We start from the raw sequence: 18041 nt of genomic DNA on the forward strand, positions 1-18041 counted from the left end.
CGATCCCTCTCCCCGGGGCCGCGGCGGGGCGGCCCGCGTTCCGGCCGTCGCGCCCGACCGGTCAAAATGGTACGAACCGTGGACGAACACCGCTGACGAACAGCACCGACGAAGCACTGACGAACCGCAGTCGAACCGCAGTCGAACCGCATGACCGGGTACTGCATCCGCAGTACGCGCCGTACGGCACCCGCCCCAACGCCCGCACCCCCGCCGAACCGTCCGGGCCCGTGGAGAACCGAGCATGACCGACACCTGGCCGCGCCGCGTCCGCCGCCGCTACCCCCGCCTGCTCGACGCGCTGCTGGTGCTCGGCGTGTTCACCGCCACCGCCGGCACCACCACCGTCGACCGCCTCGGCAACCACCTGGCGCCCAACCCGCCCGCGCTCGCCCTGGCCGTGGTCTCCAGCGCCGCCGTGTTCCTCCACCGCAGCCACCCCCGCGCGCTGTTCGGGATCACCTTCGCCTGCGCCCTGGCCATCTGCTTCGTCGCGACCCAGCTCAACGTCGGACTGGTCGCTCCGCTGATCGTCGCGCTGTACGTGCTCGCGGTCCACACCGACCGCACCACCGCGCGCATCGCCACCGCCGTCGCGGCCGTGGTGCTCACCGGCGCCACGTTCGTCGCCGAGCCCACTGCCCCGATCGGCGCCCGGATCGGCTTCGTCGCCTGGATCCTGCTGCCCGGCGCCATCGGCGACTCCGTCCGCACCCGCCGCGCCCACCTGGCCGCCATCGAGGAACGCGCCGAACGGGCCGAGCGCACCCGCGAGGAGGAGGCCCGCCGCCGGGTCGCCGACGAACGCATCCGGATCGCCCGCGACCTGCACGACGTCGTCGCGCACCACATCGCGCTCGCCAACGCCCAGGCCGGGATCGCCGTCCACCTGCTCGACCGCAACCCCGCCCAGGCCCGCGAGATGCTCAGCCACCTCACCGACGCCACCGGCTCCGCGCTGCGCGAACTCAAGGCCACCGTCGGCCTGCTGCGCCGCGCCGACGACCCGGAGGCCCCGCTCGAACCGGCCCCCGGCCTGGACCGGCTGCCCGACCTCGTCGACACCTTCGAACGCGCCGGGCTGCCGGTGCGGCTCACCGTCGAGGGGGAGCGGCAGCGGCTCTCCCCGGGCGTCGACCTCACCGCCTACCGGATCCTCCAGGAATCCCTGACCAACGTGGCCAAGCACGCCGCCGGCAGCGCCGCCGACATCACCCTGACCTACTCCGGCGGCCGGTTCCTGCTGACCGTCGCCAACGACCGCCCGCCGCGCCCGGTCCCGCCCGCGTCCGCCCCGGCCGGCGGCGGCTTCGGCCTGATCGGCATGCGCGAGCGCGCCGCCGCCGTGGGCGGACGCCTCACCGCCGACCGCCGGCCCGGCGGCGGCTTCCTGGTCTCCGCCGAACTGCCCCTGCGCACAGCAGCCCGAGAGGAACCCGCGTGACCATCCGAGTACTGCTCGCCGACGACCAGGCCCTGCTGCGCGGTGCCTTCCGCGTCCTCATCGACGCCGAGGACGACATGGAGGTGGTCGGCGAGGCCGCCGACGGCCGGGAGGCGGTCGAACTCGCCCGGACCACCCGCCCCGACGTGGTCCTGATGGACATCCGGATGCCCGGCGTCGACGGCCTCTCCGCCACCGCCGCCATCTGCGGCGACCCCGACCTCGCCGGCACCCGGGTGCTCATCCTCACCACCTTCGAGATCGACGAGTACGTGGCCCAGGCCCTGCGCGCCGGTGCCGGCGGCTTCCTGGGCAAGGACGCCGAACCGACCGAACTGCTCGCCGCCCTGCGCCGGGTCGCCGGCGGCGAACCACTGCTGTCGGCCGCCGCCACCCGCGCCGTCATCGACCGCCTGCTCGCCCAGCCCGACCCGGACCGGGCCCCGGCCGCCGCACCCGAACGGCTGGCCGCCCTGACCGCCCGGGAGCGCGAGGTGATGGCGATGGCCGCCACCGGCCTCAGCAACGAGGAGATCGCCGCCCGGATGTACGTCAGCCCCTTCACGGTGCGCACCCACATCCACCGGGCGATGTCCAAGCTCGACGCCCGCGACCGCGCCCAGCTCGTCGCCCTCGCGTACCAGACCGGCCTGGTCCGGACGCCCCGCCCGGCCTCCGGGTCGAACGACTGATCAGCACGGCCGGTGGTCCGTACCACTCCGGGGGGATGACACCCGACGGCCGCATCCCTATGGTCCAGACCTATGTTGAGGAGATTACGACCCACCGGGCCGCTGAGAACCGTCGGCGCCGCGCTCGCCCTGGCCCTGGCCGGAGCGACCGCCGGCGCCGGCGCCGCCGAAGCGGCACCGAAGCAGCCGACCGCGCCCCTGGTCTGGACCGACTGCCCCGCCGACCCGTCCGGGGCTCCGGTGGACCCCCGGCTGCGCTGCACCACCCTGAAGGTGCCGCTGGACTACCGGGAACCGCGCGGGCGGACCGTCGAGATCGCGGTGTCCCGGCTCCCCGCCGCCGAGCCGGGGCTGCGCCGCGGGATCCTGGTCCACAACGGCGGCGGCCCGGGGGTGGCGAGCCTGCACCTGCCGAGCGCCCAGGAGTCCGGCTACCCGAAGGAGGTGCTGGACCGCTACGACCTGGTGGGCTTCGACCCGCGCGGGGTCGGCCGCAGCACCCCGGTCAGCTGCGGGCGGACGGCCGCCGAGGTGCCGTACGAGCTGGTGTTCCCGTTCCCCGCGCCGGACGGCTCGATCGCTCCCAATGTGCGCTTCGCCCGTGACCTGGCGCGCGACTGCCTGGCCCGCAACGGCGACCGGATCCGCCATCTGACCACCGCCAACACGGCGCGCGACCTGGACCGGATCCGGGCCGCCCTCGGCGAGCCGAGGATCTCCTACCGCGCCGCGTCCTACGGCACCTACCTGGGCGTCGTCTACGCCGAGCTGTTCCCGGGGCGGACCGACCGCTTCGTGCTGGACGGCAATGTCAGCCCCAATGTCACCTGGCAGGACCGGCTGGCCGGCTGGGACCGCGCGAGCGAACTGCGCTTCGAGGACTTCGCCCGCTGGGCGGCCGAGCGCGACGCCACCCTGCGCTTCGGCGCCACCCCGGCGGCCGTCCGCGCCAACTACCTGGCCCTGGCGGCGAAGCTGGACCGGACGCCGGTGACCCACCCGGTCGCCGGGCCGGTCAACGGCAACCTGTGGCGCACGCTCTACCGGCTGGACTCGTACCACACCGCGCTGTTCCAGGAGATCGCCGACTGGTGGCGCTTCCTCGCCGACGACGGCGCCGGCCCGGTCCCGTACTGGTGGCTGGCCAAGGGCACCCCGGGCATCCCGGAGGACAACGACGTGGCCGCGCTCACGGCCGTGCTGTGCGGCGACACCCCGGCACCGCGCGACCTCGGCCACTACCGGCGGGCCGTCGCCGAGAGTCGGCAACGGAACCCGATCGTCGCCGGCATGGGTGCCAACATCTGGCCCTGCGCGTTCTGGCCGGACCCGGTCGAGCCCGCCGTCAGGATCACCGACCGGGGTCCCGCGAACATCCTGCTGCTCCAGACCGAGCGCGACCCGGCCACCCCCCTGATCGGCGCCTTGGGCATGCGGGCGACCCTCGGCAAGCGGGCCCGCATGGTCACCGTCGACGGCGGCAACCACGGCGCCTACGACCGCTCCACCCCGTCCTGCGCGGTCACCGCCGCCGACCGGTTCCTGATCACCGGCACCCTGCCGCCCCGGGACCTCACCTGCGCCCCGGACCCGGTGGCCACCCGCTGACCGCCTGCGGAGCGGCCGCCGCCTGCGGCCGCTCCGTCCGCGGGTGCTCCGTCCGGGCCGGCTCCGGGCTCAGGGGCCGGTGAAGAGCCGTCCGAGGTGGTAGCGGAGGGCGGCGGTGGCGTCCTCCGGCGTGCGCTGGCCGAGCAGCACGCTCAGGCCGAGGCCGGCGGAGGCCGCGAGCAGAACGGCGGCCTCCTGGCGGGCGTCCAGGCGCGGGTCGGCGGCGCCGGACCGCTGGGCGGCTTCGAGCCGGCCGACCAGGAACCCTTCCATCTCGTCGGGTGCCGCGAGAAAGGCCCGGCCGCCGAGGGCGGTGTCGGTGACGGCGAGCACCGCGTACTCGGTGTGGACGAGGTGGAAGATCCGGCTCTCCTCGTCGGTGGGGACGGCTTCGAGCAGGACCGCTTCGACGATGTCGCGCGGGGTCGGTGACGGGCCGGTGGCCCGCACCCGCTCGCGGACGCGTTCGCCCATGCGGGTCGTCAGGCGGCCGACCGCGGCGAGCAGCAGCTGCTCCTTGGTGTCGAAGTAGTACTGCACCAGCCGCACCGAGATGCCCGCCTCGACGGCGACGGACCGCATGGTGACGGCGTGCAGCCCGGTGTCCGCCGCTGTGCGGAGCAGGGCGTCGATGATCTGGGCCCGGCGCTCGTCATGGTCGACCAGCTTCGGCATCGGGTTCCTCTCGAACGTTTTTATGGTACAAACATACCATCAAATCCTGCAGTTCTGCGTGCCGGGAGGGGCCATGACCCGAGCGAGTGTCGGACATTTCGTCAGTGAGGAAGCCCGCGGGAAGTTCCTGGCGGCGTACGACCGCGCCATGGAGCTGTGGCCCGGCCCGCGCGAGGAACTGGACGTCGAAACCGCCTACGGCACCGTCCACGTCCACCGCTGCGGGGCCCGGACCGGTGAGCCGATCGTGCTCCTGCACGGCCACGCCGGACACGCCTCCAACTGGTACCCGCAGATCGCCGCCCTGGGCGAGAACCACCCGGTCTACGCGATCGACACCCTGGACGACCCCGGCCGCAGCGTGCAGCGCGCCGTCGCGGCCGGCTCCGCGGAGAACGCGGCCTGGCTCGGCGAGGTCCTCGCCGGACTCGGGCTGGAGCGCGTCCACCTGGTCGGCCTCTCCTACGGCGGGTGGCTGGCCCTCAACCAGGCCGTGCACGCGCCCGAGCGCCTCGCCTCGATCGCACCGCTGGACCCCGGCGGGATCGAGAAGGTCCCCGCGCGGTTCTACGCGCACATGATCGGCGGGCTGTTCGGCATGCTCGCCCCGCGCCGGCTCCGACCCGCCCTCGGGCGACTGCTCGCCAACCCCGCCCTGAGCGCGCCGCCCGCGATGATCGCGCCGCTGATGCTGGCCGTGCGGACCTACCGGCCGAACACCCGCCCCGCGGCCCGGCCGTTCACCGACGAGGAGCTGGCCTCGATCCGGCTGCCCGTCCTCGTCCTGCTCGGACGGCGCAGCGCCCTGCTCCGGCCCCGTCAGGTGCTGGCACGGGTCACCGCGCTGATCCCGGGCGTCCGGGCCGAGATCGTCGAGCGGGCCGGTCACGGCCTCAACCTGGAGCGTCCCGAGCTGGTCAACGACCGTCTCCTGGGGTTCGTCGACGCGCTCCGGACGGAGCCGGGCCGGGGCGAGTGACGCCGACGGGGGCGGTCCGGGGGGAGCGGGAGGGCGCCGTCGGACGGATCCGAGGGGGAGACCCGGCGCGAGGAGGGGCCCCGTGGGTGCGAGTGCCGTCCGGAAATGTCCGGGCGCGTTCCGGCCGTTCCCCCGGACGGCGGTGGCCCAGGAGAGTGTGCAGAGGGCGCGCGGTGGCTGGAGGGGCGCGCGGCAAATGCTGTGCGCCGACTGTCGATCGGCTCGCCCATGCCCTTTGACCTGCGACTTCCGTAGTGGAAGGTGTCATTTCGTTCGAGGCAACAGGATGTTAACCGGATCGGCACACTCTGTGCTCAAAACCCGCTTTTGCTCGCCCCATACCCATGTTTTACTCGCTCTTGACGCAACGTCAGGTGAACAGGGCTTCACCTGCCGTCACCGAAGGAGGCGATCACCCTCATGGAACCGCTCATCGACCGGGCCCGGGCCTTCCCGCAGCGGGCCGGGGACACCGGCCGCGAACTCACCGGCCTCGCCGCCGGCCAGAGCCCGCAGGCCCTGTTCATCACCTGCTCCGACTCCCGCGTGGTCCCGGCCCTGATCACCAACGCCGACCCCGGCGACCTCTTCGAGCTCCGCACCGCGGGCAACATCGTCCCCGTCTACCGGGCCGACGGAGCCTCGGGGGAGACCGCGACGGTCGAGTACGCCGTCGAGGTGCTGGGCGTGCGCGACATCGTGGTCTGCGGCCACTCGCACTGCGGCGCCGTCGGCGCCGTGGTCCGGGGCGAGGACCTCAGCGTGGTGCCCGCCGTCCGCTCCTGGCTGCGCCACGCCGACCGGGCCGTGCTCCGCGCCGACGCGGCCGAGGTCTTCGACCCGACCGTCGCCGGCCCCGTGCAGCGGCACGTCCTCGCCCAGCTCGACCGGCTGCGCGGCTACCCCGCCGTCGCCCGGCGGCTGAGCGAGGGGCGGATCCGGCTGCGCGGCTGGTTCTACGAGATCCACACCGGCCTGGTGCTCGAACACCGCGCCGACACCGGTCTGTTCCTCCCGCTGTGAGGCCCACCCAGCACGGGCCGCCGCACGACTGCTCACCGCACCACCGCTTGGCGCACCACCGCCGTCCGAATCCCGCTACTCTCCCGAGGACCCGATGACTCGTCGTCCCGCCCTTCGGCTGAGCACTCTGCGCTCCGACCTCCCTGCCTCCCTCGTTGTCTTCCTGGTGGCGCTCCCGCTCTGCGTGGGCGTCGCCGTCGCCTCCGGCGTACCGGCCGAACTCGGCCTGGTCACCGGCATCGTCGGCGGCCTGGTGACCGGGCTGATGCCCGGCAGCAGCCTCCAGGTGTCCGGCCCCGCCGCCGGGCTGACCGTCCTCGTCCTCGCCGCCGTCCAGGAGCACGGCATAGCCACCCTCGGCGTGATCACCGCCGCGGCCGGCCTGCTCCAGCTCGCCATGGGCGCCGCCCGCCTCGGCCGGCTCTTCCGGGCGATCTCCGTCTCGGTCGTCCAGGGCATGCTGGCCGGCATCGGCCTGATCCTGATCGCCGGTCAGCTCTACGCGCTGGCCGACATCAAGGGCCCCACCGGCGGCCCCGCCAAACTCGCCGGACTCCCCGGCCTCGTCGTCGACATCGCCGGGGACGGCCGTGCGCTCGCCGCCGCCGCCATCGGCGCCGGGACGATCGCGGTCCTGCTGCTCTGGCCGCGCCTGCCCGCCCGGGTCCGGCTGGTTCCCGCGCCGCTCGCCGCCGTCGCCGGGGCGACGGCCGTCACCGCCCTGTTCGACCTGCCCGTCGCCCGGGTCGAGGTGGCCGGCCTCGCCGGTGTCGTCGACCTGCCCGCCGTCGGCGACCTCGCGGCACTCGGCAGCCTCGGCGTGCTCGGCACGGCGTTCGCCTTCGCGCTGATCGCCTCCGCCGAGAGCCTGTTCAGCGCCGCCGCCGTCGACCGCCTGCACCACGGCCCGCGCACCGACTACGACCGCGAGCTGCTCGCCCAGGGCGTCGGCAACACGGTCTGCGGCCTGCTGGGAGCCCTTCCCATGACCGCCGTGATCGTCCGCAGCGCGGCCAACGTCCAGGCCGGTGCCCGGACCAAGGCCTCCCGGGTGCTGCACGGGGTCTGGCTGCTGCTCTTCGCCGCGCTGGTCCCCGCGGCCCTCTCCGCCATCCCGCTCGCCGCCCTGGCCGGCGTGCTGGTCCACGCCGGGGCCAAGCTCGTCCCGCTGCGCAGCCTGCGGCCGCTCTGGCGGGCGGACCGGGGCGAGGCCGCGATCCTCGCCGTCACCGCGATCGCGATCGTGGTGACCAACCTGCTCGAAGGCGTCCTGCTCGGCCTCCTCCTCGCCGTGCTCAAGAGTGCCTGGGACACCTCGCACCTCCAGGTCGCCGTCGCCGAACTCCCCGACGGCGCGGTCCGGGTGACGCTCCACGGCAGCGCCACCTTCCTCCGGCTGCCCCGGTTGCTGGAGACCCTCGAATCCCTGGAGGGACTGCCGGCGGACCGCCCGGTGCGCCTCGACCTCGCCGGCGTACGGCACCTCGACCACGCCTGCCGCAGCGCCCTGGAGCAGTGGCAGGAGCGCCACAACCGCAGCGGCTCCGCCGAACTCGTCGGCCTCCCCGCCGCAGCCGCCTGATCAGCCCTCCTGGCGCAGCGCCTCGGCCCGAGGGGCCTGCTGGTAGAGGGCCCGGCGCCCGGACCGGGTCCGCACCAGCAGGCCCGCGCGGTGCAGGACGCCGAGGTGGTAGGAGACGGTACTCGCCGCGAGCCAGTGGCGTTCGGCGAGTTCGGTGGTGCTCCGGGGCACGTCCAGATCGGCCAGCAGCCGGGCCCGGGTGGCCCCGATCAGGTCGCCGGCGGGCGAGGCAGGTCCCGGCTCCGGGCCGGGGCCGGCATCGGGACCGGCACCGGGAGCGGGGAACGCCGGGTACAGGATCATCGGTCGCAACTGCCGTGCGCCGGGCAGCGGGTCGACCGAGACGTGCAGTTCGGAGCTGAAGACCGTCGGCGTGAGGTCCAGCCCCGTCGCGGGGAGCTCCGCCCGGGCGTCGACGAGCAGCCGAACACCCTCCTCGTCGTACAGCACGCGTGGATGCAGCCCGGCGAGCACGCTCGCCAGGCCCTGCCGGGCGGAGAGCTGGGCCCGCCGCGCGATGTCCGCGTCGATCCGGGCGCGCAGCATCGGCCAGCGCGGTCCGACGGCGGACTGCCAGAGCTGGTGGAGCTCGGCCGCGACCAGTTCGGCGAACTCCGCCTCACCCCGGTCGAGCGCCCGCAGCAGGGCGCGCGGCGCGCGGCCGCCCGCGATGCCGAGTCCCTCGTCACCCGCGAGCATCGTCCGGATCTCCTGCGCCAGCCGCTCCGGGGCGACCGTGGCGACCGCGTGCAGTTCCCGTTCGAGCGACTCCTCGTGCTGCTCCGGCTGCGGATTGAGGAAGTCCGGGATGTACGTCCACGCCCCGGTGAAGAAGGACTCCAGCACCGCCAGCCGCCGCTCGCGCACCGCCTCCCGGATCAGCGCGCCCGCTCCGCGCCCACCTGCTCCGGCCGCTCCGGCCGCCGAACGGATCAGCCACAGGCTGTCGGTGACGTTGTACAGCGGCGAGACCACGAACCGGGTGTTCGCCAGTGCCCGGGCGTCCAGCTCGATCCGGAGCACCGCATCCCCCTCCGCATCCACCTCCGCGCTTGCGTTCGAGCCTCATCGAATCATTCGACCCGCCCACCCGGCGGGCGATTCCATGGATCCGGGCCGGCCGAACGCGAACCGGCCCGATCCGAACCACCTTGACGGTGAAGGAGATCGACGTGATCAGGAAGGAGGCTTCGGCTGCGGCAGCGCCAGGTAGCCGCAGCTCCGCCGCGCACCCGGGTCACCCCTGCGGCTCCGCCCCACCGGAAACCGCAGGGGCGGCCGGGACGCGGCCGGGCGCGCACCCGCCCGCCCGGGGGCTCCGCCGGGGGCACCATGGGGAGGACGGGTCGTCGGCGCGGCGGGTGGAGGCGGAGTGGAGCAGGCGGCGGGGGAGTGCTGGGTGGTCGGGGTGGACGTCGGGGGCTCCGGCATCCGGGTCGGGGCGGCGCCCGCAGGCCGCCCGGTCGATCCGGCGGCGGTGCGGACGGTCGGGTCGGCCGCCGCCGCGCGGGTGTCCGCCTCGGCGGGCGGGCAGGACGCGCGGGCGCTGCTCGACCGACTGCTGCCCGCACTCGACGCCCTGGTCTCGGGCCTGCCCGACGGGGCCCGGATCGGCGCGGTCGCCGTGGGCGCCACCGGGATGGCCCTGCTCGGCCGCGACCTGGCCGCCCGGCTGCCCGGCCCGCTCGCCAGGGCCACCGGCGCCCGGCGACTGGTGCTCGCGGGGGACGCGGTCACGGCCTACGTGGGCGCGTTGGGCACCGCCGCCGGAGTGGTGGTGGCCGGGGGGACGGGGCTGGTCGCGATCGGCCTCCGCCCGGGCGGCGGCTGGTGCCGCGCCGACGGCTGGGGCCAGCTGCTCGGGGACTGCGGCGGCGGCGCCTGGATCGGCCGGGCCGGGCTGGAGGCGGCGCTGCGGGCGCAGGACGGGCGCAACGGGGGTTCGCCCGTCCTGCTGGCGGCGGCCGAGCGGCACTACGGCCCGGTGGCCGGTCTCCCGGCCGCGCTCCAGCCGCGCCCGGACCGGGCGGCGCTGCTCGCGGAGTTCGCCCCGGCGGTGGTCGCGGCCGCCGAGGAGGGCTGTCCGGTCGCCGCGGGGCTGCTCCGCCGCGCGGGCGAGGAGATCGCCGCCACCGCGACCGCCGCCGCCGAGGCCGCCGGTCGGCCCGGTCCCCGGCTCGCCCTGACCGGCGGCCTGTTCCGGTTCGAAGCGCTGCGCCGGGCGACCCTGGACGCGCTCGCGGTCCGCCTCCCCGGCGCCCGCCCGGGCCCTCCGGACGGCCCGCCGCTGCTCGGCGCCCTCCGCCTGGCCGTTGCTGCCCCGGCGGCGGTCAGCCCGGCGGCCGTCGTGCCGGCCGCTGCGCGTACCGACGCCGTCAGCACCGCCGCACCGGACTTCCCCTGGCCGCTGGACCCGCCCCTCCTCACTGTCCTGGACCTCCCCGCCGCCGACGGTCCGTGGCTGCCGTGAAAAGCGTTTGAGCGGCGCTCGCGGCTCTGGCAGCGTGGTCGGTATGGAGAAGACCCCTGCCCCCGATGACTGGCTGGCGACCAACCGCGCCAACTGGGACGGCCGCGTCCCGGTGCACACGGCCAGCGATTTCTACGACCTCCCCGGCTTCCTGGCCGGCAACGAGGCGCTGCGCGGTTTCGAGCTGGCCGAGGTCGGTGACGTCAGCGGCAAGTCCCTGCTCCATCTCCAGTGCCACATCGGCCTGGACACCCTGTCCTGGTCCCGCCGCGGCGCCACCGTGACCGGCCTGGACTTCTCGGAGCCGGCGGTGGAGGCCGCCACCGAGCTGGCCGGGAAGATCGGCGCGGACACGGCCCGCTTCGTCGTCTCCGACGTGTACGAGGCGGTGGAGGCGCTCGACGGGCAGACCTTCGACATCGTCTACACCGGCCTCGGTGCCCTGTGCTGGCTGCCGGACATCGCGCGCTGGGCCCGCACCGCGGCGTCCCTGGTCGCGCCGGGAGGCTTCCTCTACCTGGCGGAGTTCCACCCCTTCGGCGACACCCTGGGCGACGACGGCCGGACGGTGGAGTACGACTACTTCGACCGCGACGCCACGGTCTGGGACGACCCGAGCACCTACACCGACGGCGAGGTGACGTCCCTCGCGACCAGGACCGTCGAGTGGCAGCACGGGATCGGCGACGTCCTCAGCGCCCTGGTGGCCGAGGGCCTGCGGGTCGAGTTCCTCCACGAGCACGACTTCACGCTGTTCCCGCGCTTCCCGGTCCTGGAGCACGACCGCGGCTTCCGCTTCCCGGCCGGTCAGCCCCGCGTCCCGCTGATGTACTCGATCCGCGCGAGCAAGCCCGCCTGACACCCTGCCGAGGGGCGCGGCCGTACCGGCGGTGGCGGCAACCGGACGGATCCGGGCCGCCACCGCCGCCGTGCCGTCAGGACTTGCGGGCGACGGCGCCGTACATGCTGACCCGGTCCGCGCCGGCGACCGGCTCGTCCTCCGGGCGCCACAGCGGGACGGTGACCACGCCGGGGTCGAGGACGTCCAGGCCGTCCAGGAAGGCGCCCACCTGCTCCCGGCTGCGGCCGACCAGCGGTGCGGTGGCCTTGCTGTAGACGCCGGTGACCCGGTCGCGGACCTCGGCGGGGATGAAGTCGGCGGTGCCGTGGGACAGGATCAGGTGACTGCCGGGCGCGAGGGTGTCCAGCAGCGTGCGGACGATCTCGTACGGTCCGCTCTCGTCCGGGACGAAGTGCAGCACGGCGGCCAGCACCAGGGCCATCGGCTTGTCGAAGTCGAGCAGCTTCTCGGCCTCGGCGGCGGCGAGGAGGTCGACCGGCTCGCGCAGGTCGGCCTGGATGACGGTGGTCCGGCCGACGGCGGTGCCGCCCATCAGGGCGCGGGCGTGGGCGAGCACGATCGGGTCGTTGTCCACGTAGACGATCCGGGAGCCCGGGTCGACGGCCTGGGCGATCTCGTGGGTGTTGCCGGCGGTCGGGATGCCGGTGCCGATGTCGAGGAACTGGTCGATGCCGAGCCCGGCCACATGGCGCACCGCCCGGTTCAGGAAGCCCCGGTTGGCGCGCGCGGTGGATCTGAACTCCGGGTTGGCCGCCAGCGCCCGCTCGGCCGCCTCGCGGTCGGACGGGAAGTTGTCCTTCCCGCCCAAGTAGTAGTCGTACATCCGCGCGGGGTGCGGAATCTCGGGCCGGAGGTCGGCGGGAACGCCGGGCTCGCCCGGTTCCCACATCTCGTTGTAACCCACCACTGTCTCCACGCCTCCGCACCTGGCCGAACTGATGATCCGTCGGCGCACAGCGTAGATGTTCGAGTACGCCCGCGGTGCGGCGAGGTCGGTTCACCCCCGCTTGTGCGCAATGGCCGCGTTGCGGCGGGATGGGCCGGAACGGCCCCGGCCCGGGTCCGTTCGTCCGCTGTCGGAGGCGCCTGGCAGCATCACGGTCGTGAAGCACTCCCGCACCACTCCGCCGCGCCCGCTCGACGTGACCTCCGTGTTCCCCGACCTCGCCCCGCTGGCGAGGGAGGCGATCCGGCTGCATCCCCGGCCCGGGGCTCCCACGCCCTACGACAGCTCGGTCGGAGGGCCGTTCCTGTGGCCTGCCGACGAGCCCTGGCCGCACTGCGGTGAGCAGCACGGCTGGTGGGACGAGGCGACCGACGAGGAGCGCGAGGGGCCGAACCCCATGGTGGCCGTGGTCCAGCTCCACCTGCGCGACGTCCCGCTGCTGCGTCCGCCCGCCGGGGCGGACCTGCTCCAGGTGTTCTGGTGCCCGGTCGAGCACGAGCCGGACTTCAAGCCCCCGACCGTACTGGTCTGGCGGTCGGCCGAGGCGGTGACCGACCTTCTCGGGACGCCGCCCGAGCCTGTGGTGGTCGAGTACGACGACTGCTACCTCCCGGTCCCGTGCCTGCTCGCGCCGGAGCGGGTCACCGAGTACCCCAACTACCTGGAGCTGAGCCCGGATCTGCAACAGCAGTTGGCCGACTGGGGCAGGTGGCCGACGGTCGGCGCCGCTGTGGAGGACTTCTACGAACCCTGCCCGCAGGAGTTCTACGGCGACGCGCTGGCCGAGGCTCCGGGCTGGAAGGTCGGCGGCTGGGCCCCGTGGGGCCTCACCGATCCCGTGGCCCGGTTCTGCGAGACCTGCGGCGCCGGGATGACCCCGCTGCTGACCGTCGCCTCCGGCGAGTGGGACGGCAGCCCTCCCGCCTGGGTCCCGTTCGAGGACCGGGAGCTCGCCGCGACGGGCCCGGCCCGCTCGGCGAACCCGGCCGGGGTCCAGGTCTCCAAGGGCAACCACCTGCAGCTCTACGTCTGCCCGGAGTCCCCGGAGCACCCGCACACCGACCTGATCCAGTGAACCCGCGCCCGGCCCCCGGCGGGCGGGCCGGGGCGGAGAGGGGCAGGATGGGAGGGTCCGGGGCGCCGCCCACCAGTGCGGCGTGCCGCCGTGGAGCGGGAGTGGGAGGCAACCATGGCCGTCGCCGAGATCGTTCCGGCCGACATCAGGGAGTGGCGGGGGCAGTCCGTCGTGGACGAGAAGGACCACCGGATCGGCACCCTGGAGTCCGTCTACGTCGAGACCGCCAGTGACGAGCCGTACTTCGTGACGGTCACGATCGGTCTGGCGATGAAGCGGCGACTGGTGTTCGTCCCGCTCGACGGCGCGGTGCTGGGGCCGGGATACGTCCGGGTGGCGTTCCCGAAGGCGCTGGTGAAGCAGGCGCCCTCGATCGGTGTGGACGACGTGCTGCCGGCCGAGGACGAGCCCGAGGTGTTCGCGCACTACAAGCTGGAGTACGCCACCGGGGCGGGCGGGGAACGGCGGCTGGCGCGGCGCTGACCCGCCGCTGACCCGCCGCTGACCGCAGCCCTTCGCCGGCGGCCCGGCCTCCCGGTCGGCCACCCGGGTCCGGATACCCCACGGGGTACACTGGAGGCCCGGTGGTCGACAGTGAAGGGCGGTCCGGACATGCAGGTGGACGAGGAGGCCGTCGGCGCCGTCCTGAACCGGCTGCGGCGTGCCCAGGGCCAGCTGGCGGGCGTGATCGCCATGATCGAGGCCGGCCGGGACTGCAAGGACGTGGTGACCCAGCTGGCCGCCGTGTCGAGGGCGCTCGACCGGGCCGGTTTCAAGATCGTGGCGAGCGGTATGCGCCAGTGCATGGCGGGTGCCGAGGAGGGCACGGCGCCGATGACCGAGGCCGAGCTGGAGAAGCTCTTCCTCACCCTCGCCTGACGGCCGCCGCCCCCGCCTGCGGCCCCGCCGCACAGTTCCCGCTCCGTGCTGCGCCGCTCCGTACTGCCGCTTTCCACATTTCCTGTTCCGCCCGACATCCCGTCATGCTTCGTTCATGTCCCGGTCGCCGGTCTTCGGATGAATGGGCCCGGCCCCACAGTTGTACAGCCAACTGTCGATGGGCCGACCCTCCCAAGCCTCCGTCACCAGCCGCGGACGGCCCCGGCCCGGCACCCCCCGACGGCCCGGTGCCCGAGCGGCGGACAGGACATCCGTGGCCACCGGCAGCACCCTGACCAGCACGTCGTCGAGCAGCCCCGTCGAGGGCGACCGCCTCACCTTCCACTGGACCACCGACGCCCCCGACCCCAAGAACTGGGTCGGCATCTACGACGGGGACCGCCTGCCCGGCACCGGCAGCTCCCTGCTCTGGAAGTACACCCCGGCCGCCGACGGCGACGTCCAGCTCGACACCTCCGCCCTCACCGGCGGCCCGTACACGGCCTACCTGCTCGCCAAGGACGGCTACGGCGTCCTCGCCCGGACCCAGCCGTTCACCTTCCGGCCCAAGCCGGCCGTGGTCCGCCCGCACGCCGTGGTGGACTCCTTCACCGCCACCCCGGTCGCACCCGGCGCGGCCGTCACCGTCAGGCTCGGCGGCCTCTGGGCCCGCCCCGCCGGTAACCCGGCCGGCGGCGCGACCTTCCGCAAGGTCTCCGGACCGGCCTGGCTCGCGGTCGCCGCCGACGGCACCGTCACCGGCACCGCGCCGGGCGGCGCCGCGCCGCGCACCCCCGAGGTCCTGGTCGTCGGCGTCAAGGACAGCGCCGGGGCCACCGACACCGTGACCGTGCTGCTCCCGGTCGTGGACCCGACCACCGCACCCCGGCTCAAGGTCGCGAGCTGGAACCTCGCGAACGCCGGTGCCGCCTTCACCGATGCCACCGAGAAGCAGCTGCGGGTCGTGCTCGCCCAGGGCCTGGACGTGCTCGCGCTCCAGGAGACCGCCGGCAAGGCCGCCCAGGCGCTGGCCGACGCGCTCGGCTGGTACGCGTACCAGGGCTCCGGCAGCGTCGGCCTGCTCAGCCGCCACCCGCTGACCGCCGTCACCCCGGCCACCGCCGAACTGCCCGCCGCCGGGGCCACCGTGCAGCTGCCCGGCGGCCGCGCCGTCCGGGTCTGGACCGCGCACCTCGACGAGTCCGACTACGGCCCGTACGCCCTCCAGGACGGCCGCACCGCCGCGCAGGTCCTCGCCGCCGAGAACGCCTCGGTCCGGCTCCGGCAGGCCCGGGCGCTGGCCGCCGCCGTCACCGCCGACGCCGCCGCGGGCGTCCCCGTGGTGCTCGCCGGCGGGCTGTCCTCGCCCTCGCACCTCGACTGGACGGCCGCCACCGCCGCCGCGCACGGCGGCGCCGGGGCATTCGCCTGGCCGGTCACCGGCACGCTCCAGGCGGCCGGACTCACCGACACCTTCCGCGAGGAGAACCGGGACCCGGTGAAGGCGCCCGGCACCACCTGGTCGCCGGTCCGCAAGCAGCGCGCGGCCGGAAAGGCCGAGCCGCAGGACCGCGTCGACTACGTGCTGTACCGGGGGAAGCTGCGGCTCGTCGAGGCGCACACCCTGGTCGCCGACTGGCCGGCCACCGCCGCCGACCCGGCCGCCCTCGCCGCCAACCAGTGGCCGTCCGACACCGCCGCCGCGGTCGCCACCTTCCAGCTCTGAAAGGCCAGTTCGCGATGTCCGAGCTCTCCCGCCGCACCTTCGTCGGCGCCACCGCCGCCGGCGCCGCCGCCCTGACCGGCCTCCAGGGCACCCCGGCCCAGGCCGCGCCCACCAGGTCCGCCGCCGCCCCGGACCGCCTCACCGGCACCATCGAGGACGTCAAGCACGTCGTGGTGCTGATGCAGGAGAACCGCAGCTTCGACCACTACTTCGGTGCCCTCAACGGCGTGCGCGGCTTCGGTGACAAGCAGGGGCTGCAGTTCCCCGACGGCACCGACGTGTTCCGCCAGCCCGACCCGCGCCGCAGCGACGGCAACGTGATGCTGCCGTACCGGATGGACACCTCGAAGTACAACGCGCAGAACGCCGGCGGCCTGCCGCACGACTGGGCCACCGGCCACCAGGCCATCAACAACGGCGCGATGAACAAGTGGATCGCCGCCAAGGGCGAGCGCACCATGGGCTACTTCACCCGTGAGGACATCCCCTACCAGTACGCGCTCGCCGACGCCTTCACCCTGTGCGACGCCTACTTCACCTCGCTGGCCGGCCCGACCGACCCCAACCGGCTCTACCTGTGGACCGGCACCGCCGGCCCCGGCCGGGACGGCACCACCGGCCCGTGGATCGACAACACCCCGGTCACCGACAACCCGGTGGCCGACTGGACCACCTACGCCGAGCGCCTGCAGTCGGCGGGCGTCAGCTGGCGGGTCTACCACAACCCCAGCAAGGACGACCGCACCGGCGACTACGACGACAACGCGCTCTCGTACTTCAAGCAGTTCCACAACTTCCCCAAGGACGACCCGCGTTACATCAACGCGATGACCAAGTTCGACCCGGCGGCCTTCGACGCGCACTGCAAGGACGGCACCCTGCCGACCGTCTCCTGGCTGGTCGCGCCCTACCTGTTCTCCGAGCACCCGGAGGCCGGACCGGCGTACGGCGCGCACTGGGTGAACCAGGCCCTGCAGTCGCTGATGTCCAACCCGGACGTGTGGCGGCACACCGTCTTCCTGGTCATGTACGACGAGAACGACGGTTACTTCGACCACATGGTGCCGCCCACCCCCGAAGCGGGCACCCCGGAGGAGTTCACCCAGGGCCGCGCCATCGGCCTCGGCAACCGCGTCCCGCTCTGGGTCGCCTCGCCCTGGTCGCGCGGCGGCTGGGTCAATTCCCAAGTCTTCGACCACACTTCGGTGCTGCGCTTCATGGAGCAGGTCACCGGTGTGGCCGAGCCCAACATCTCCGCCTGGCGCCGCGCCGTCTGCGGCGACCTCACCAGCTGCTTCGACTTCGCCGCCCCGGACCACTCGATCCCGCAACTGCCGGACACCAACGCCCTGATGGCCAGGGCGGACGCGGGCACCAAGCTGCCCGGTGTGCAACTGCCCGCCGTCGGCACCCAGTCCATGCCGGTGCCCGAGCGGGGCGACCGCCCGCACCGCCACCTGCCCTACCAGCCCTGGGCCGAGGCGGAGGTGGACCGCCGCACCGGCCGGGTCACCTGCACGATGAGCAACGACGGTTCGGTGGCCTTCCCGTACACGGTCTACCCGAACATCGTCCAGCCCTTCGCCGGAACGCCGTTCACGGTGGCCCCGGGCGCCTCGGCGACGTACGTCTGGGAGGCCGCGAAGACCAACGGCCGCTACGACTTCACCGTGCACGGTCCGGACGGCTTCGTCCGCCGCTTCGCCGGCACCGTGGTCCGCGACGGCCAGGGCGACGCCGAGCAGCCGTCCGGCCAGAACGACATCGCGGTGCCGATCGTCACCGCCGACCTGTCCGGCTCCGGGCGGCTCACCCTCCAGCTCGTCAACGACGGCATGACCGACGTCTGCTTCACCGCCGCGCCGAACGACTTCGCCGGCACCGCGCAGACCGTCTGGGTCCGGCCGGGCAAGCAGAGCAACCTGGTCTGGCCGCTGGACAAGCAGGGCCGCTACGACGTGGTGGTCACCGCCGCCACCGGCCAGCGCTTCACCCGCCGGTACGCGGGCTGGGTGCACTGAGTCCGGATCCCCGACGCCGCGGCCGGGGGAGCACCGAACCGGTGCCCCCCGGCCGCGGC

General features: G+C 74.3%; 16 protein-coding genes. 13 read left to right on the top strand and 3 right to left on the bottom strand.

Annotation, left to right across the window (positions count from 1 at the left end; translation table 11 throughout):
* Positions 1-244 precede the first annotated feature (244 nt).
* The 3 genes from OG715_RS38260 (at position 245) to OG715_RS38270 (ending at position 3744) form a co-directional block, all read left to right on the top strand.
* Positions 245-1444, top strand: coding sequence for a sensor histidine kinase (locus OG715_RS38260; RefSeq protein WP_266272635.1), 1200 nt, complete (start codon positions 245-247; stop codon positions 1442-1444).
* Complete coding sequence (locus OG715_RS38265; RefSeq protein ID WP_266272634.1) at positions 1441-2136, top strand: response regulator transcription factor; 696 nt, start codon at positions 1441-1443, stop codon at positions 2134-2136. The genes OG715_RS38260 and OG715_RS38265 overlap by 4 nt, the downstream gene beginning before the upstream one ends.
* Positions 2137-2208: 72 nt before the next feature.
* On the top strand, positions 2209-3744 hold the full coding sequence (locus OG715_RS38270; RefSeq protein WP_266272633.1) for an alpha/beta hydrolase: 1536 nt from the start codon (positions 2209-2211) through the stop codon (positions 3742-3744).
* Positions 3745-3813: 69 nt separating this feature from the next.
* Here the strand turns inward: OG715_RS38270 and OG715_RS38275 are convergent, their stop codons facing one another.
* Positions 3814-4419, bottom strand: a complete 606-nt coding sequence (locus OG715_RS38275; protein ID WP_266272632.1) for a TetR/AcrR family transcriptional regulator — start codon at positions 4417-4419, stop codon at positions 3814-3816.
* Between the two features lie 73 nt (positions 4420-4492).
* Between OG715_RS38275 and OG715_RS38280 the strand changes: the two genes are divergently transcribed.
* From OG715_RS38280 to OG715_RS38290, 3 genes are all read left to right on the top strand, one after another.
* Positions 4493-5398, top strand: a complete 906-nt coding sequence (locus tag OG715_RS38280) for an alpha/beta fold hydrolase (protein ID WP_266272631.1) — start codon at positions 4493-4495, stop codon at positions 5396-5398.
* A 420-nt stretch (positions 5399-5818) separates the two neighbouring features.
* Positions 5819-6421 (top strand): carbonic anhydrase, encoded by a 603-nt coding sequence (locus OG715_RS38285; protein WP_266272630.1) that lies wholly within the window; start codon positions 5819-5821, stop codon positions 6419-6421.
* 94 nt (positions 6422-6515) lie between these two features.
* A complete protein-coding gene (locus OG715_RS38290; RefSeq protein WP_266272629.1) occupies positions 6516-8003 on the top strand; it encodes a SulP family inorganic anion transporter in 1488 nt (495 codons plus the stop codon).
* Here OG715_RS38290 and OG715_RS38295 read toward each other — a convergent pair whose 3' ends face one another.
* Positions 8004-9026 carry an ArsR/SmtB family transcription factor gene (locus tag OG715_RS38295; RefSeq protein ID WP_266272628.1) on the bottom strand — a complete coding sequence of 341 codons (1023 nt, stop codon included), beginning with the start codon at positions 9024-9026 and terminating at the stop codon, positions 8004-8006.
* A 349-nt stretch (positions 9027-9375) separates the two neighbouring features.
* Between OG715_RS38295 and OG715_RS38300 the strand changes: the two genes are divergently transcribed.
* Together OG715_RS38300 and OG715_RS38305 are read left to right on the top strand one after the other, a co-directional pair.
* Positions 9376-10473, top strand: a complete 1098-nt coding sequence (locus tag OG715_RS38300; protein ID WP_266272627.1) for a BadF/BadG/BcrA/BcrD ATPase family protein — start codon at positions 9376-9378, stop codon at positions 10471-10473.
* A gap of 43 nt (positions 10474-10516) precedes the next feature.
* Positions 10517-11332, top strand: coding sequence for a class I SAM-dependent methyltransferase (locus tag OG715_RS38305; protein ID WP_266272626.1), 816 nt, complete (start codon positions 10517-10519; stop codon positions 11330-11332).
* Positions 11333-11408: 76 nt separating this feature from the next.
* Here the strand turns inward: OG715_RS38305 and OG715_RS38310 are convergent, their stop codons facing one another.
* Complete coding sequence (locus OG715_RS38310) at positions 11409-12251, bottom strand: SAM-dependent methyltransferase (RefSeq protein WP_323182195.1); 843 nt, start codon at positions 12249-12251, stop codon at positions 11409-11411.
* Between the two features lie 187 nt (positions 12252-12438).
* Here OG715_RS38310 and OG715_RS38315 point away from each other — a divergent pair, with 187 nt between their 5' ends.
* From OG715_RS38315 to OG715_RS38335, 5 genes are all read left to right on the top strand, one after another.
* A complete protein-coding gene (locus OG715_RS38315) occupies positions 12439-13356 on the top strand; it encodes a YwqG family protein (RefSeq protein ID WP_266272625.1) in 918 nt (305 codons plus the stop codon).
* Between the two features lie 114 nt (positions 13357-13470).
* On the top strand, positions 13471-13839 hold the full coding sequence (locus tag OG715_RS38320) for a PRC-barrel domain-containing protein (RefSeq protein WP_266272624.1): 369 nt from the start codon (positions 13471-13473) through the stop codon (positions 13837-13839).
* 129 nt (positions 13840-13968) lie between these two features.
* Complete coding sequence (locus OG715_RS38325; protein ID WP_030393156.1) at positions 13969-14235, top strand: metal-sensitive transcriptional regulator; 267 nt, start codon at positions 13969-13971, stop codon at positions 14233-14235.
* Positions 14236-14509: 274 nt separating this feature from the next.
* Positions 14510-15961, top strand: a complete 1452-nt coding sequence (locus OG715_RS38330) for an endonuclease/exonuclease/phosphatase family protein (protein ID WP_266272623.1) — start codon at positions 14510-14512, stop codon at positions 15959-15961.
* A gap of 14 nt (positions 15962-15975) precedes the next feature.
* Positions 15976-17982, top strand: a complete 2007-nt coding sequence (locus tag OG715_RS38335) for a phosphocholine-specific phospholipase C (RefSeq protein ID WP_266272622.1) — start codon at positions 15976-15978, stop codon at positions 17980-17982.
* The last annotated feature ends 59 nt before the right edge of the window (positions 17983-18041 follow it).

The organism is Kitasatospora purpeofusca (assembly GCF_036010405.1).
In the GTDB taxonomy this organism is placed as follows: Bacteria; Actinomycetota; Actinomycetes; order Streptomycetales; family Streptomycetaceae; genus Kitasatospora; species Kitasatospora purpeofusca.

What these genes read in the sequence shown, in the direction of transcription:
- OG715_RS38270 (WP_266272633.1), top strand. Translation starts at nt 2,209, where the DNA reads ATGTTGAGGAGATTACGACCCACCGGGCCGCTGAGAACCGTCGGCGCC.
- OG715_RS38320 (WP_266272624.1), top strand. Translation starts at nt 13,471, where the DNA reads ATGGCCGTCGCCGAGATCGTTCCGGCCGACATCAGGGAGTGGCGGGGG.
- OG715_RS38280 (WP_266272631.1), top strand. Translation starts at nt 4,493, where the DNA reads ATGACCCGAGCGAGTGTCGGACATTTCGTCAGTGAGGAAGCCCGCGGG.
- OG715_RS38325 (WP_030393156.1), top strand. Translation starts at nt 13,969, where the DNA reads ATGCAGGTGGACGAGGAGGCCGTCGGCGCCGTCCTGAACCGGCTGCGG.
- OG715_RS38290 (WP_266272629.1), top strand. Translation starts at nt 6,516, where the DNA reads ATGACTCGTCGTCCCGCCCTTCGGCTGAGCACTCTGCGCTCCGACCTC.
- OG715_RS38335 (WP_266272622.1), top strand. Translation starts at nt 15,976, where the DNA reads ATGTCCGAGCTCTCCCGCCGCACCTTCGTCGGCGCCACCGCCGCCGGC.
- OG715_RS38275 (WP_266272632.1), bottom strand. Translation starts at nt 4,419, where the DNA reads ATGCCGAAGCTGGTCGACCATGACGAGCGCCGGGCCCAGATCATCGAC.
- OG715_RS38260 (WP_266272635.1), top strand. Translation starts at nt 245, where the DNA reads ATGACCGACACCTGGCCGCGCCGCGTCCGCCGCCGCTACCCCCGCCTG.
- OG715_RS38305 (WP_266272626.1), top strand. Translation starts at nt 10,517, where the DNA reads ATGGAGAAGACCCCTGCCCCCGATGACTGGCTGGCGACCAACCGCGCC.
- OG715_RS38285 (WP_266272630.1), top strand. Translation starts at nt 5,819, where the DNA reads ATGGAACCGCTCATCGACCGGGCCCGGGCCTTCCCGCAGCGGGCCGGG.